Genomic DNA, 14,432 nt, shown 5'->3' with positions numbered 1-14,432 from the left:
CCCAACCCTCAATGGAGAGTCGAAAGATGCTGAGCATTGGCGATAAGTTCCCCCAGTTCAACCTCAAGGCCGTGGCCGGCGGCCCGCTCGCCAACAAGATCGAAGACGCGTTCGTCGACGTGACGGACAAGTCGTACGAGGGCAAGTGGAAGCTGGTCTTCTCTTACCCGAAGGACTTCACCTTCGTCTGCCCGACCGAGATCAAGGGTTTCAGCGACCTGAACGAGAAGTTCGCCGACCGTGACTGCCAGATCCTGGCCGTGTCGACCGACTCCGAGTTCGTTCACCGCGCCTGGCGCATGGATCACGCCGACCTGAAGGATCTCTCGTTCCCGATGCTGGCGGACATCAAGAAGGACCTTTGCGCGGCCCTGGGCATCCTGACCGACGAAGGTGTCGCCCAGCGCGCGACCTTCCTGGTCGACCCGAACAACGAGATCCAGTTCGCCTATGTGACGGCCGGCTCGGTTGGCCGCAACCCGGACGAAGTGCTGCGCGTGCTCGACGCCCTGCAGACGGATGAGCTGTGCGCCTGCAACTGGAAGTCTGGCGACGAGACCCTCAAGGTCGCCTAAGCCCCAGCGGTTGTAAGTCCCGCGCCGCTTCCCCTCCCCCCCGTGGCGGCGCGGGCAGCCCTCCGAGGCGGTGAAGTTCGCTTCACCGCCTCTTTTCCAAGCCGACACGTCCCCGGCGTGTTCCGCGTGAACCGGTGCCTCGGGCGCCGAGCCATTCCGCGCCCTTTTCCCTCATCAAGACACAGGTGCATCCATGAGCGTCGCCGATCTGCGCAGCAAGCTTCCCGAATACGCCAAGGACCTCAAGCTCAACCTCGACTCGGTGTTGAGCGAAGCCGGCGCCCCCGGCCTCAACCTGGCCCAGATCTCGATGGTCGCGCTGGGTTCGGCCTACGCCGCCCGCTACAAGCCGCTGACCGAGGCGATCGCCGCGTTCGCCGCCGAACACGCGTCGGCCGAACAGCTGACCGCCGCCAAGGGTTCGGCCGCGATCATGGGCATGAACAACATCTACTACCGCTTCCAGCACCTGGTCAGCCACCCGGAATACGCCACGATCCCGGCGAAGCTCCGCATGAACGTGATCGGTGCCTACAAGGGCGATGCGAAGAACGACTTCGAACTCGTCTCGCTGGCCGTCTCCGCCGTCAACGGCTGCGGCATGTGCATCGACTCCCACGACAAGGTGCTGCGCGACGGCGGCATCAGCGTGCAGGCGATCCAGAGCGCCGTGCGCATCGCCTCGGTGATCCACGGCGTGGCCGTGGTGCTCGAACAGGCCGACGCGGCGGGCTGATTCCGCCGTTTCACGGTGCCCCGGAAAAGGGTCGGCATCCGCCCTGGTGGGAGTCGACCCTGTCGGAGAAAGGCCGCGTCTTAACGCGGCCTTTCTCCATTCTGGAGGACTCTCCCCGCACATTCACACGCGTGGGGAGGGTTCCAATGAGCTACGTCGATGGTTTCGTGCTGCCGGTTCCGATGGACCGGCTGGCCGAGTACAAGAAGATGGCCCGCAAGGCGGGCAAGATCTGGATGGAGCACGGCGCACTGGCCTATAGCGAGTGCGTCGCGGATGACGTGAAGCCGGGGAAATCCACGTCCTTCCCGCAATCGGTCAAGCTGAAGCCCGGCGAGACCGTGGTGTTCTCCTGGGTCGTCTACAAGAACCGCCGCGATCGCGACCGCATCATGAAGAAAGTCATGGAAGATCCGAGGCTTGCGGAGTTCATGGACCCCAAGACCCTGCCCTTCGACGGCAAGCGGATGTTCTGGGGCGGGTTCAAGCCCATCGTCGAGTTCTGACGCGGCGCAGCGAAACAGGGGGTGCCTTCTGGCACTGTGTCGGAGGTCACCCTCTTCGCACGATGGATGGATCACCCACAGGGGAGTCCCACCCGCCATGCGTCGTTTCGTCCGCCCTCTCGTTCTTACCGCGCTCGCCGCCTGCTGTGGTGCCGCGTTCGCCGCCACCACGGACGCGCCGCCCCTCGGCCACCTGCCTACCTGGGCCCAGCCGGAATCCTACAAGCTCTCGTTCAAGGTCGACCCGAAGCAGGAGACCTACGCAGGTTCCTCGACGATCAAGATCAAGCTGAGCCAGCCGTCCGATTTCATCTGGCTGCACGGCAAGGAACTGAAGGTATCCAAGGTCACCGTGACCGATGCCGCGGGCAAGAAGCACGCCGGCAAGTACACCGTGGCCGCGGAGAAGGAGGGCGTCGTCCGCGTCGACCTCGGGGCCAAGCTCGAAGGTGAGATCACCCTCGCGATCGAATTCACCGCACCGCTGAACAAGCAGCTGCAGGGCCTCTACAAGGTCTCGCACGAGGGCGTGCCCTATGCGATGACGCAGATGGAGCCGGTGTCGGCGCGCTACGCGTTCCCGGGCTTCGACGAGCCGTCGTTCAAGGTGCCGTTCGACATCAGCCTGACCATTCCCGCCGATGACCAGGGCGTGGCCAATACCGCCCAGGTCAAGGAAGAGAAGGCAGGCGCCGGCTGGAAGACGCTTACTTTCTCGACCACCAAGCCGCTGCCGACCTATCTCGTCGCGTTCGCCGTCGGTCCGTGGGACGTGGTGAAGGGCCCGGATATCACCCCGACCGAATTCCGTTCCACGGCGACGCCGTTGCGCGGTATCGCCGCCAAGGGCGAAGGCCACCGCATGCAGCATGTGCTGGGTGAGACCAACTCGATCATCCACACGCTCGAGGACTACTACGGCTTCGGTTATCCGTATGACAAGCTCGATCTTCTCGCGGCACCCGACTTCAGCGCGGGCGCGATGGAAAACGCCGGCCTGGTCACCTTCCGCGACTGGCTGCTGCTGATCGATCCCGATTCGGCCGCGCAGTACGTGCGTGGCTCCTTCAACGTCAACGCGCACGAGCTGGCCCACCAGTGGACCGGCGACACCGTGACGATGGCCTGGTGGGACGACCTCTGGCTCAACGAGGCCTTCGCCACCTGGATGCAGCAGAAGGTCACCACCAAGGTGCACCCGGAATACCGCGCCGATCTCGATCGCGTGCGTGGCGCCCAGGGCGCGATGAACAACGACAGCCTGGTTAGCGCGCGCAAGATCCGCCAGCCGATCACCGGCAACGGCGACATCGAAACCGCGTTCGACGGCATCACCTACCAGAAGGGCGCCGCCGTCCTCGGCATGTTCGAGGGCTATGTCACCGATCCGGTGTTCCAGAAGGGCATGCGCGCGTATATCCAGAAGCACAAGTTCGCCAACGCCACCGCCGACGACCTGATCGATTCGATCGCCGAGGCCTCCGGCCAGGGCGATGCGTTCAAGAAGGCTTTCCGCAGCTTCCTCGACCAGTCCGGCGTGCCCTACGTCAGCACCGAAGTGAAGACGGAGGGCGGCAAGACCGTGCTGCACCTGTCGCAGAGCCGCTACCTGCCGCTGGGCAGCACCGGCGACGCAAGCCGTGTCTGGGGCGTGCCGATGTGCGTGCGTTACGGCACCACCGGCGGTGCGAACAAGGTGAAGTGCGAGCTGCTCGACAAGGCCACCGGCACCATGGTGCTGGACGATGCCGCGAAGAACACGTGGGTGCTGCCGAATGCCGATGGCCGCGGCTACTACCGCTTCGCACAGAGCAAGGCCGACCTGGCCGCGCTGTCGAAGGTGGTCGGTACACTCAGCGACGCGGAACAGCTGGCTTATGCCGACGCCGTGCGCGCGGGCTTCCAGCATGGCGACCTGGACGCGGGCGACGTGCTGGCCGCATTCAAGCCGCTGACGTCGTCGAAGACCCGTGAGGTATTCACGGCGCCGCTCATGACCTTCAACTGGATACTCAACAACGAAGCCACCACGGATGCGCAGCGCACGCGCCTGCGCAAGTGGGCGACCGACGCGTACCTGCCGAAGCTCAAGGAACTGGGCTACAAGAAGAAGGCGGGTGAGCCGGACAACGACACCATCACGCGCACGGCACTCGCCGGCTTCCTGGCCGACGACGACATCGCCCAGCCGGAAGTTCGCGCGGAAATGCTGAAGCAGGGCGACGCCGCGCTGAAGATGAAGGACGGTCACCTCGACCTGGAAGCGGCCGATTCGGATCTGCTCGCCGACGCCCTGGGCGTGGCGGTACAGGAACGCGGCGCGCCCGCGGTCGACGCGCTCATCGCGGAGATCCCGAAGACCTCCGATCCGGCGAAGCGGAACGCGATGTTGTCGGCGCTGGCATCCACCAAGGATCCGGCCCTGGCCAACAAGGTTCGTGATTTCGCGCTCGGCAAGGACGTGAAGGTGGGCGAGATGGCCATGGTGCTGCGTGGCGGCCGTGACTCCGAGGCATCGCGTGCCGAGCTGTGGAAGTGGTTCGTGGCCAACTACGACAAGATCGTGGCGCGCACGGGTAGCTTCGCGGGTGGCCAGCTGCCGGGTCTCGCCGGTGGCGGCGGTTGCTCGAAGGCCGAAGCCGATCGCCTGAGCGAGTTCTTCAAGCCGCGCCTGGGCCAGGTGAGCGGCGCGGAGCGCGGCCTGGCGCAGACCAGCGAGCAGATCCTGCTCTGCTCGGCGCAGAAGGCCAAGCAGGACCCGAAGGCGATCCTGCGCTGAGCCAACGCATGTTTGAGTGACGACGAGCCGGGCGAGCGATCGCCCGGCTTTTTTTATACTTGCCTAAACTCGATGGCACTAGCCACAGCGTCGTTGCACCCACCCTCAGCGTGGTGGGAGCCGACCTTGTCGGCGATCCCGCGGCACGGGCCAGGTTTCGGCAAGCACCTATCGCCGACAGCGTCGGCTCCCACCGGAGCCGACCCACGCCATAGTGACCCCGTGACGTTGCGTTACCCTATATGGATGAGTTCACGGCCTCCTGTCCCGCCACGCCACCCACCGCGCGTCAACGCGCGCGACGTCGCGGAAGCCGCGGGTGTGTCGATCTCGGCGGTGTCGCGAACATTCACCGAGGGGGCGAGTGTCTCCGCGAAAACCCGCGAACGCGTACTCGAGGCCGCCGCCGCCCTGGGTTATCGGCCCAACCATCTTGCCCGCAGCCTCATGACCGGCCGCACCGAACTTATCGGGCTGGTGTCCAATCACTTCGGGAATCCGGCGTTCATGGAGGTCTTCGACCTCTTCACACGCGAACTGCAGGCTCGCGGCTTGCGCCCGCTCCTGGCAAACCTAGGCGAGGATGAAGACGGCACCGCCGCCCTCGACATGTTGCGCCAGTACAACGTCGATGCTGTGGTCATCGCCACCTCGGCGCCGCCGGCGGGATTCGCCGCATCGTGCCGCGGGGCGGGCCTGCCCGTGATGCATGTGTTCGGCCGGGCGGGGCGCTCGTCACCGGTGCCGGTGGCGACGGTGGACAACGTGGCCGGCGGACGACTGGTCGCGGAGACCATGCGTCGACACGGGTTGCGCAGGCTGGCTTTCCTGGGTGGCTCGGCGCACGACGCTTCCACCATCGACCGGAACAAGGGATTTGCCGAGATCGCAGGGAAATTACTGCGGGAGACCATCCACGCCGGCAATTACACGCACGAACATGGCCGTCTGGCGATGCATGCCTTGCTCGACCGCGATGACACGCTGGACGGCGTGTTCTGCGGCGACGATGTGCTGGCCCTGGGCGCGATGGATGCCTGCCGTGAGCGTGGCGTGGCGGTTCCGGCGGATATCAGCATCGTCGGTTTCGACGACATGCCGCTGGCGGCCTGGGCCTCCTATTCCCTGACGACGGTACGCCAGCCGATTCGGGAGATGGTGCTGTACGCCATTGAACGTATCGTGGCCTGGATGGACGACCCGGCCGCGGTGCCACGCAACAAGTTGTTTCCCTGCGAGCTGGTGAAACGGGGAAGCCTCCGGTAGGCGACCGGCGTCACAGCGACACCCAACGCCTCTCGCGGTTCGACACCAGCGCGGCGGCGATCACCTTGTCCACCTCGTACCCGTCGCGGAACGTCGGCCATACCGATTCACCCGTAGTCACCGCATGCAGGAAATCCCGCGCTTCGATCACGATCTGTTCGTTGTAGCCGGTGCCGTGGCCGACGCCCTGGTTGAAGGCCAGGTAATCCGGATGCGCCGGCCCCATCAACAGCTTCTGGAATCCCCTTCGCGCCGGTTCGCGCGAGGCGTCGTAAAGCCACAGGGCGTTCTGGTCTTCCTGGTCGAAGGCGATGGCGCCCCGCGTGCCGGTGATCCGGTAGGTGTAGCCCATTTTCCTGCCCGCGGCCATGCGGCTGAAACTGATGCTTCCTGTCGCACCGTTGGCGAAGCGGAGCAGCATCTGGCCCTGGTCGTCGTTCTCCACGGCTTCGGAACCGTGCGGACCGTCGCGACGGGGCTGCACGATGGACGTGTCGGCCACCAGGCTTTCGATCGGTCCCACGAGGCGCAGGCAGGCATTGACGATATGGGGAGCGACATCGCCTAGCGCTCCTGCCTCGGAGCCCGTCGCGATACGGGTGCGCCACGACGCCGGTAACGCGGGGTCGTGCAGGTAGTCCTCGACATGTTCGGCCGTGACCTGGATCACCTCGCCGATCTCGCCCGAAGCGATGATCCGTCGCGCCAACTGGCTGGCGGGTGTGCGGATGTAGTTGAAGCCGACCATGTTCGGCATCCGTGCGCGTTCCACGGCTTCGGTCATCGCGAGCGATTCCTCGGCGCTCATGCCCAGCGGTTTTTCGCAGAACACCGGCTTCCGCGCGGCTACGCAGGCCATCACCATCGGGTAATGCGTGCGTGGTGGTGTCGCAACGACCACGACATCCACCTGCGGATCGTCGACCAGATCGCGCCAGTCGCCGGTGGAACGGGCCCAGCCCCAACGCTTCGCCACCTCGGCGGCGCCCTCGTCGGTCGAGGTGGCGATCATTTCGCATACGGGGCGGCGGGCTGGCTCGAACAGGGCGCCGACGCTCTGGTACGCCACGGTATGCGCTTTCCCCATATACCCGGCGCCGATCAGGCCGACGCGTAATTCGCTCTTCATGGGCAGATCCTGATCGAGTTCAGGTCGACTCTACGTATGTTGCAGCGCAATTTGCAAGCGCTTGCAAAACGGCCTAGCGTATTAGCCTGCATCCTCACCCATCCCCTTGCCACGCCGCTCATCGCGGCAGGAGTCACGCATGAACGCCTCCGCGCAAACCCTCCGCCATCCTTCCTCCCGCCTTCGAGTCTTCACCGAGGACAACCTGGATGTCGACGCCATCGTCGGCGAATTGCTCGATGGGAATGGCGCGGTCACCTTGCGAGGCTTGTTCACTCCGGCGGAGATCGCCGAGGCACGAGCGATCGTCATGCACGAGTCGAACGCGGACGAACGCGGCGGCAAGGTCACGCATTTCCAGGGCGATGCCGAGCGGGCGGGCCGCATCAACCTGCAAAGACGCGTATGGAACCTGCTGGCAAAGGGGGAGATTTTCTCCCGCATGGCGGCCCACCCGGCGATCATGAAAGTCATGCGCGCCTTCATCGGCAGCGAGTTCATCATGGGCTCGATCGCGGCAAACCGCATCCTTCCTGGCGGTCCGGGGCAGGAGCCGCATATCGATTATCCGTACTGGGATTTCCATTCGCCGGATACCCATCCGGTACGGATCAACGCGAGCTTTCCGCTCAATGCGCAGGCCACGATCATGCTCGATCCCTTCACCGAGGAAACCGGTGCGACGGCCTATGTGCCGGGATCGCAGCGCGAGCTGCGCTATCCGGACGAGAGCGACCGGTTCTTCGAGCGTTGCGAGCGCATGCTCGGAGAACCCGGCGACACCGTGATCTTCTTCGGCGCGGCCTGGCATTGCGCGATGCCGAACCGTAGTGGCATCGACCGCTCGGCGATCATCACGCAGTATCTGCCGAAATTCGTAAAGCCCATGGAGAACATGCCGGCGGCGCTGCCGGAGGCGTTCGTGAAGAACGCGAGCGCGGATATCCGCCAGCTGCTCGGGCTCAATTATCCCTACCCGGAAATCCTCGACGCGGCACGCGGAGGCAACGCGGAAGGCCGCGATGTGATGAAGGCGCGCTAGAGGGCGGTTGCGGCAGAGCCACGCCATGTGGGAGCCGCTTCAGCGGCGATAGAGTTGCCTCGGCCTGGCTATCGCCGCCGAAGCGGCTCCCACAGAGGCTTCGATGAACTCAGTGGGGAGCGGCTGCCGCATGGCGATGGATGAATGCCATCGTGTCGCGTAGGACCGGTGCCTTGCCTTTCAGCGGCCCGAAGGCCAGGAGTAATTGTTCGTGCCCCACGTGCGGATAAAGCTTCAACTCCACGGGCTCGCCCTGCGAGCGATACCTTCCCTCGAACGACACCGCTTCCGCAGGCGATACGATCGTGTCGTTTTCGCCTTGTAGCAGCAGGGCGGGCGGTTCGTCGCCATCGACGAAATTGACCGGCTGCGACAGGGCCTGCTCCCCCGGGGCATGACCGAAGATCTCGTAGAACTCGGGCTCGTCGAAGGGGATGAAGTCATAGGTGCCGGCGACACCGATGAAGCCGGCGAGGTCGCGCGGCTTCATGCCTACGGTCGCCAGCCATCGTTTGTCGGTTGCCAGCATGGCCGCGATCTGTCCTCCGGACGAGTGTCCCATGACGAATACGTGCGCCGGATCGCCACCGAAGCCGGCCGCATGGTCGCGCGCCCAGCGCACGGCCTCGGCGCCGTCCTGAAGAAAGCCTTCCATGCGCACCTTCGGCCACGGACGGACGTCGGCGACGATCGCGACGACGCCCTGGGCGGCGAGCGCCTCGCCCATCCAGCGAAACCATTGGCGCTTTCCGGTCATCCAGCTGCCGCCGTAGAAGTAGACGACCACCGGTGCATGCGATGCATCGGCGGGGCTGTACACGTCCAGTGCGAGGCCGTGCGCCGTGTCGAACACGATATCGCGATGTGCCGAGACGCCTGTCGACGGCTGCCGCGCGTTGACGGCGCCGAAGAACGTGGCGTGGCATCCGGCAAGGAGCAGGGCCGCGAAGAGCAGGGGAAGCAAGCGCATGGCGGCATTGTAGGCGGGCGGACCGCTAGAATCGCGCCATGACCGATATCCGCACGATCCTGCGCCAGGCCTCCGATGTGCTGGGCGACCGTCTCGAAGCCGAGCTATTGCTGGCGCACGCGCTGGGCGTGAATCGCGCGTTTTTTTTCGCGCATGCGGAGGACGTGCCGGATGCCGACAGCGTGCAGCGTTTCAATGCCTTGATACGACGGCGGGCAGCGGGCGAACCGATCGCCTACATCACCGGGACGCGCGACTTCTGGTCGCTTACGCTCGAAGTCACGCCCGCGACACTGATCCCCCGACCCGAAACGGAACGGCTGGTGGAACTGGCACTCGAACGGTTACCGGCAGGTGGCAGCGTGGTCGATCTCGGCACGGGTAGTGGCGCCATCGCGCTGGCCATCGCCAAGGAGCGGCAGGATGTCACCGTGGTCGCGGTGGACGTCAGTGCAGCCGCACTGGACGTGGCGAGGCGTAACGCGCGGCGACTTGGACTGGAGCGTGTGGAGTTCGTGCAAGGCGACTGGTTCGCTCCGCTGAACCGCCGGCGTTTCAACCTGATCGTCAGCAACCCGCCGTATATCGAAGCGGACGATCATCATCTGGGCGAAGGCGACCTGCGTTTCGAGCCGGCTTCGGCATTGGCTTCCGGTGTGGATGGCCTGGACGACATCCGGCGCATCGCCTCGGGCGTCGGCACGCATCTCCTGCAGGGCGGGGCTGTCCTGGTCGAGCACGGTTGGAACCAGGGCGATGCGGTCAGACGGATTCTGCGGGAGGCGGGTCTCGTCGACGATTTCACGACCAAGGACCTGGAGCAGCGTGACCGCGTTTCTGGGGCCTGTTACGGGTCGTCCGCGAATTCTTATTGACGACGTCGCAATAAGTTGCGCAATGAATCACGCTGACCCGGAAGGCGACTTGCAATCATTTCCAATGACCGGGTCCTTTGCTTCGCCTTTCAAAGGAAGGCGCGGGTCACCCCGCGCTAGCCACCGGCTCATCCACGAACTGCGGGAATCGTGCGCGGATCGCGTGACGGATCTGCGGCAGGTCCAGGCCTGCCATGGTGAGGACTTCCTCGCGGCTGCCGTGTTCCAGATAGACATCCGGAAGGCCCAGGTGCTGGATCGGCAGGGTGATGCCGTGCGCCGCCAGGCATTCGGCCACGGCGGCGCCGGCGCCGCCCGCGATGGCGTTATCTTCGATGGTGACGAAGGCCTTGTGTGAGCGCGCGAGTTCGAGGATCAATTCCTCGTCCAGCGGCTTCACGAAGCGCATGTTCACCAGCGTGGCGTCGACTTCGGCGGCGATGACGGCGGCAGGGGCGAGCATGGTGCCGAACGACAGGATCGCCAGGCCGTGGTGGCCACGGCGGCGTACCTCGGCCTTGCCGATCGGGTAGGTTTCCAGCGTCTCGGCCAGCTTCGTTCCGGGGCCGGTGCCGCGCGGATAGCGCACCGCGGCCGGGCCGTTGTAGTGGAAGCCGGTACTGAGCATGGTACGGCATTCGTTCTCGTCGGCCGGCGCCATGATCACCATGTTCGGCAGGCAGCGCATGAATGATAGATCGAAGCTGCCCGAGTGCGTGGCGCCATCGGGGCCGACCACGCCCGCGCGGTCGATGGCGAAGGTGACATCGAGGTTCTGCAAGGCCACGTCGTGGATCGCCTGGTCGTAGGCGCGCTGCAGGAAGGTGGAGTAGATCGCCACCACCGGCTTCGCTCCCTCGACCGCCATGCCCGCCGCGAGCGTCACCGCATGCTGCTCGGCGATCGCCACGTCGAAATAGCGCTGCGGGTATTCCTTCGAGAAACGGACCAGGCCCGAGCCTTCGCGCATGGCCGGGGTGATGCCTAGCAGGCGCTCGTCGGCGGCTGCCATGTCGCAGAGCCAGTCGCTGAAGATGTCGGTATAGGTCGGCTTGACTGGCGCGCCCTTCTTGACCAGGCCGGCCACCGGATCGAACGGTCCCACCGCGTGGTATTCGATCTGCGCCTTCTCGGCCGGTTCGTAACCCTTGCCCTTGGTGGTCATCACATGGATCAGCTGCGGGCCGGGAAGGGCCTTCACCGTCTCCAGCGCGTTCACCAGCTGGGCCATGTTGTGGCCGTCGATGGGGCCGGTGTAGTGGAAGCCCAGTTCCTCGAACAGCGTGGACGGCACGAACATGCCCTTGGCATGTTCTTCCCAGCGCTTGAAGAAGCGGCCGAAGAAGGATTCGCGCGGCATCGCCTTCTTGGCACGCTCGCGCCATGCGTTGAGCGTGCGGCTGGACATGGCGCGGGCCATCATCTTGGTCATCGCGCCGACGTTTTCGCTGATCGACATGCCGTTGTCGTTCAGGATCACCAGCATGTTCGGCTCGACGTCACCGCCGTGGTTGAGCGCCTCGAACGCCATGCCGGCGGTCATCGCGCCGTCGCCGATCACGGCCACCACCTTGCGCGGGTCGCCACGGCGCTGGAGCGCCAGGGCCATGCCCAGCGCGGCGGAGATCGAAGTGGACGAATGGCCCACGCCGAAGGTGTCGTACTCGCTCTCTTCGCGGCGGGGGAAGGGGGCAAGCCCGTCCTTCTTCTTGATCGTGGTGATCCGGTCGCGCCGGCCGGTGAGGATCTTGTGCGGATAGCACTGGTGGCCCACGTCCCAGACCAGGCGGTCGCGCGGGGTCTCGAACACGTGGTGCAGGGCGACCGTGAGTTCGACCACGCCCAGGCCCGCGCCGAAATGCCCGCCCGACGAGGCCACGGCCTCGATCAGGTAACGGCGCAGTTCGTCGGCGATCGCCGGCAGTTCGTCCACCGGAAAGCGCCGGAGGTCCTCTGGCGAGTCGATCTGCGCCAGATAGGGGTAGCGGGAGAGGTCGTTCATCCGCCTATTGTTCGCCTCCGGCGGGGCCGGGGCAAGGGACGGGACGTGAATCCTTGCGGGCGGTTAGGGCCCGGCTCAGGCCGGACGCCGGTCCCGCGGCAGGTGGCTGACCAGGAATTCCATCTGGTCGGCCAGGATATTGCGGTTGGACAGGATCAGGTGTTCGACCCAGCTCGGACGGTACGGCACGGCCAGTAGCGGCATGTTCGCCTGCTGCGGTGTCCGGTTGCTCTTGCGCAGGTTGCAGGCCAGGCAGGCGCTGACCACGTTCTCCCACTCGTCGGCGCCCTTCTTGGATAACGGCACCACGTGGTCGCGGGTGAGTTCGTGACGGGTGTACTGGTGACCGCAGTAGAGGCAGATATGCCGGTCACGGGCGAACAGGGCGGTGTTGGTGAGGGCGGGCGCCGGGTCGATCGCGTGTTCGCGGCAGTGGCCCGTGCTGGCCACGATCGGATGGAGTTCGAGGCTGCTACGCAGGCCGCTGGTCCGGTTGATGCCACCATGGACGGTGACGCAGGGGTCGCCCAGGGTCCAGGCCACCACGCCGCGCACATAGAGGCAGACCGCATCCTGCCAACTGATCCAGTCCAGGATGCGACCCGCCGCATCGAGGGAAAGTACCCGCGTCGCATGGAGCGCGGACACCCTCGGCAGGTCCTCTTGGAGCACTTCCATCGTCATCGTGTCTCGTCCTTCACATAAGCGAAAGAGCGTTCCAGCAAGCCGAACTCCGTGCGGATCGATCATCCGATCCTCGGCCTCGCAAGGCCTTCGACCCGAGCATAGCCGATAATTGCGACAGAAAAGCACCCCCCGGTACGCTTCTTGCGGGGGCTTTTCCTGTCATTCGCCGCTGTTATAGTGGGCGTTCGCATTCGAGCGCCCGGCGAGTTTGGAAGGGGGGCCGGGGTGGCTTCCCAGGTTCGGCGGGTCCATGAGGGTTACACAGTGGCAGAAGTGCTTTTCTACGAGCGTCCGGTTCCCCTGAACCGTACCGCCCACCGCGACCTGCGTCTGAAGGCCGTGAACAACATCCGTTTCGCCGCTACCGCGCACTCCGTGCCGCTGACGGGCGTGGAGTTCGCGCCGGCCGCGCGCGATTTCCCGATCCTGTTCGCCGGCAACACGATGGAAGAGGCGGGCCCCATGGCCCTGCTCGGCCTGCGCCAGGGCGAGAACCTGCTGGTCGGCGACAACGGTTTCTGGGAGCAGGGCATCTATGTCCCCGCTTTCGTCCGCCGCTATCCGTTCGTGCTGGCCGAGAAGCCGGCCGGTACCGAGGGCGACGATTTCACCGTGTTCCTCGACGAGGCTTATGAAGGCTTCAACGACAGCGAAGGCGAGCGCCTCTTCAACGAAGATGGTACCGACGCACCGGCCCTGACCAACGCCGTGAATTTCCTGGGTGAGTTCCAGGACCACGTCGCCCGCACGCAGTGGTTCATGGGCAAGCTGCGCGAGCACAACCTGCTCGAGCCGCGCACCATCACGCTGCAGAAGGAAGGCAAGGGCATCAACCTCAACGGCCTTTTCGTAATCAACGAGGAAAAGCTGCGCAGCCTCGACGAGAAGACCGCCCATGAGTTCCTGCGCGAAGGCGCATTGGGCTGGATCTACGCGCACCTCGTGTCGCTGGCCAACATCGATCGGATGGCGGCTCGCCTGGATGCGCGCGAGCGCCTGGAAGAGACCACCGCGAAGGCCTGACCGGCTGTCGTCGGGATTGATCGAAAAAGGCCGCCTTCGGGCGGCCTTTTTTTGGCAGGAAACCTGTCTCTCGGTGGGAGCCGGCCTTGTCGGCGATGGGTGCTTGCCTCGACCTGGCCCGCTGCCGCGGGATCGCCGACAAGTCGGCTCCCACCAGGGTCTGCTTGCCACAAAAGGTGGCTGGATTTTTTTCAGCGAACGGGCTTCGCCAGGCGCATGAGGTCGGTGTCGAAGCCGTGTTTCATGTAAATGTCGCGGGCGCGTTCGTTGCCGGGGAAGACCGCCAGGGTCACGAACTGGCAGCGATGTTCCTTGGCCCAGCCATAGGCATGGTCGAGCAGGAACTTGCCAGCCCCGGCACCCTCGTAGGCTTCGGCGACCGCGATGTCCGAGATATGGCAGTTGTCGCGGTGGGTGAAGAAGTCCTTCGTCTTCTGAAGGTGCACGAAACCCACGGGTTCGCCATCCTCGTTCTCGGCGACGAAGATGTAGCTGTTCGAGGGTTGCTCGTCGAGGTGCTTCACCAGGTCCGCTTCGATGCCCTTCAGGCAATCGCTGCGGCTGCGCCCGTTAGGCAGTGGGAAATCGACGAAACGTGGGACCAGGCCAAGGATGAACTCGTCGTCATCGCTCTCGGCGAGACGTATCAGGAACGTGGCGTCGCTCATCGTATCTGGCACCGTCGTGGCGAAGGGTCCGGGCGGAAACCTTTTTCTACACCTTCACGGATGCCGGGGAAAGTCCCGCGAGGTTGTAGGCGCGATTCCTGTGGGAGCCGATTCATCGGCGATGGGTGCTTGCCTCACGCTGGCCCGCTGCCGCGGGATCGCCGACAAGGTCGG

13 protein-coding genes are annotated in these 14,432 nt (G+C 65.0%); 8 read left to right on the top strand and 5 right to left on the bottom strand.

Annotated features, from left to right (window positions below):
* Positions 1-26 precede the first annotated feature (26 nt).
* The 5 genes from ACN9M2_RS15335 to ACN9M2_RS15315 all read left to right on the top strand — a co-directional run bounded on the left by ACN9M2_RS15335 (position 27) and on the right by ACN9M2_RS15315 (position 5,862).
* Entirely contained in the window at positions 27-575 is a 549-nt protein-coding gene (locus tag ACN9M2_RS15335) for a peroxiredoxin (protein ID WP_426285504.1), read from the top strand.
* Positions 576-768: 193 nt separating this feature from the next.
* Positions 769-1,311 (top strand): carboxymuconolactone decarboxylase family protein, encoded by a 543-nt coding sequence (locus tag ACN9M2_RS15330; RefSeq protein ID WP_426285503.1) that lies wholly within the window; start codon positions 769-771, stop codon positions 1,309-1,311.
* Positions 1,312-1,457: 146 nt separating this feature from the next.
* On the top strand, positions 1,458-1,817 hold the full coding sequence (locus ACN9M2_RS15325; RefSeq protein WP_426285502.1) for a DUF1428 domain-containing protein: 360 nt from the start codon (positions 1,458-1,460) through the stop codon (positions 1,815-1,817).
* Positions 1,818-1,914: 97 nt separating this feature from the next.
* Positions 1,915-4,596 carry a M1 family metallopeptidase gene (locus ACN9M2_RS15320; RefSeq protein ID WP_426285501.1) on the top strand — a complete coding sequence of 894 codons (2,682 nt, stop codon included), beginning with the start codon at positions 1,915-1,917 and terminating at the stop codon, positions 4,594-4,596.
* A gap of 222 nt (positions 4,597-4,818) precedes the next feature.
* Positions 4,819-5,862 carry a LacI family DNA-binding transcriptional regulator gene (locus tag ACN9M2_RS15315; RefSeq protein WP_426285500.1) on the top strand — a complete coding sequence of 348 codons (1,044 nt, stop codon included), beginning with the start codon at positions 4,819-4,821 and terminating at the stop codon, positions 5,860-5,862.
* Positions 5,863-5,872: 10 nt separating this feature from the next.
* On the opposite strand, the gene ACN9M2_RS15310 is transcribed toward ACN9M2_RS15315, so the two are convergent.
* Positions 5,873-6,991 carry a Gfo/Idh/MocA family protein gene (locus tag ACN9M2_RS15310; RefSeq protein WP_426285499.1) on the bottom strand — a complete coding sequence of 373 codons (1,119 nt, stop codon included), beginning with the start codon at positions 6,989-6,991 and terminating at the stop codon, positions 5,873-5,875.
* Positions 6,992-7,130: 139 nt separating this feature from the next.
* Between ACN9M2_RS15310 and ACN9M2_RS15305 the strand changes: the two genes are divergently transcribed.
* Positions 7,131-8,033, top strand: a complete 903-nt coding sequence (locus ACN9M2_RS15305; RefSeq protein WP_426285498.1) for a phytanoyl-CoA dioxygenase family protein — start codon at positions 7,131-7,133, stop codon at positions 8,031-8,033.
* 109 nt (positions 8,034-8,142) lie between these two features.
* Here the strand turns inward: ACN9M2_RS15305 and ACN9M2_RS15300 are convergent, their stop codons facing one another.
* Positions 8,143-9,003 carry an alpha/beta hydrolase gene (locus ACN9M2_RS15300; RefSeq protein ID WP_426285497.1) on the bottom strand — a complete coding sequence of 287 codons (861 nt, stop codon included), beginning with the start codon at positions 9,001-9,003 and terminating at the stop codon, positions 8,143-8,145.
* A 38-nt stretch (positions 9,004-9,041) separates the two neighbouring features.
* On the opposite strand from ACN9M2_RS15300, the gene prmC reads away from it, so the two are divergent.
* Positions 9,042-9,878 carry a peptide chain release factor N(5)-glutamine methyltransferase gene (gene prmC, locus ACN9M2_RS15295; RefSeq protein ID WP_426285496.1) on the top strand — a complete coding sequence of 279 codons (837 nt, stop codon included), beginning with the start codon at positions 9,042-9,044 and terminating at the stop codon, positions 9,876-9,878.
* 106 nt (positions 9,879-9,984) lie between these two features.
* Here the strand turns inward: prmC and dxs are convergent, their stop codons facing one another.
* Positions 9,985-11,880, bottom strand: coding sequence for a 1-deoxy-D-xylulose-5-phosphate synthase (gene dxs, locus ACN9M2_RS15290; RefSeq protein WP_426285495.1), 1,896 nt, complete (start codon positions 11,878-11,880; stop codon positions 9,985-9,987).
* A 75-nt stretch (positions 11,881-11,955) separates the two neighbouring features.
* On the bottom strand, positions 11,956-12,558 hold the full coding sequence (locus ACN9M2_RS15285) for an HNH endonuclease (RefSeq protein ID WP_426285494.1): 603 nt from the start codon (positions 12,556-12,558) through the stop codon (positions 11,956-11,958).
* Between the two features lie 273 nt (positions 12,559-12,831).
* On the opposite strand from ACN9M2_RS15285, the gene ACN9M2_RS15280 reads away from it, so the two are divergent.
* Positions 12,832-13,590: a SapC family protein gene (locus tag ACN9M2_RS15280; protein WP_426285493.1), complete on the top strand. Its 759-nt coding sequence runs from the start codon at positions 12,832-12,834 to the stop codon at positions 13,588-13,590.
* A gap of 191 nt (positions 13,591-13,781) precedes the next feature.
* On the opposite strand, the gene ACN9M2_RS15275 is transcribed toward ACN9M2_RS15280, so the two are convergent.
* Complete coding sequence (locus ACN9M2_RS15275; RefSeq protein WP_426285492.1) at positions 13,782-14,258, bottom strand: GNAT family N-acetyltransferase; 477 nt, start codon at positions 14,256-14,258, stop codon at positions 13,782-13,784.
* Positions 14,259-14,432 lie beyond the last annotated feature (174 nt).

It is taken from the genome of Luteibacter sp. E-22 (assembly GCF_049913125.1).
Lineage (GTDB): Bacteria > Pseudomonadota > Gammaproteobacteria > Xanthomonadales > Rhodanobacteraceae > Luteibacter.
Note: the sequence above shows the minus strand (reverse complement) of the source record. Positions and strands in the feature narration are given on the sequence as shown.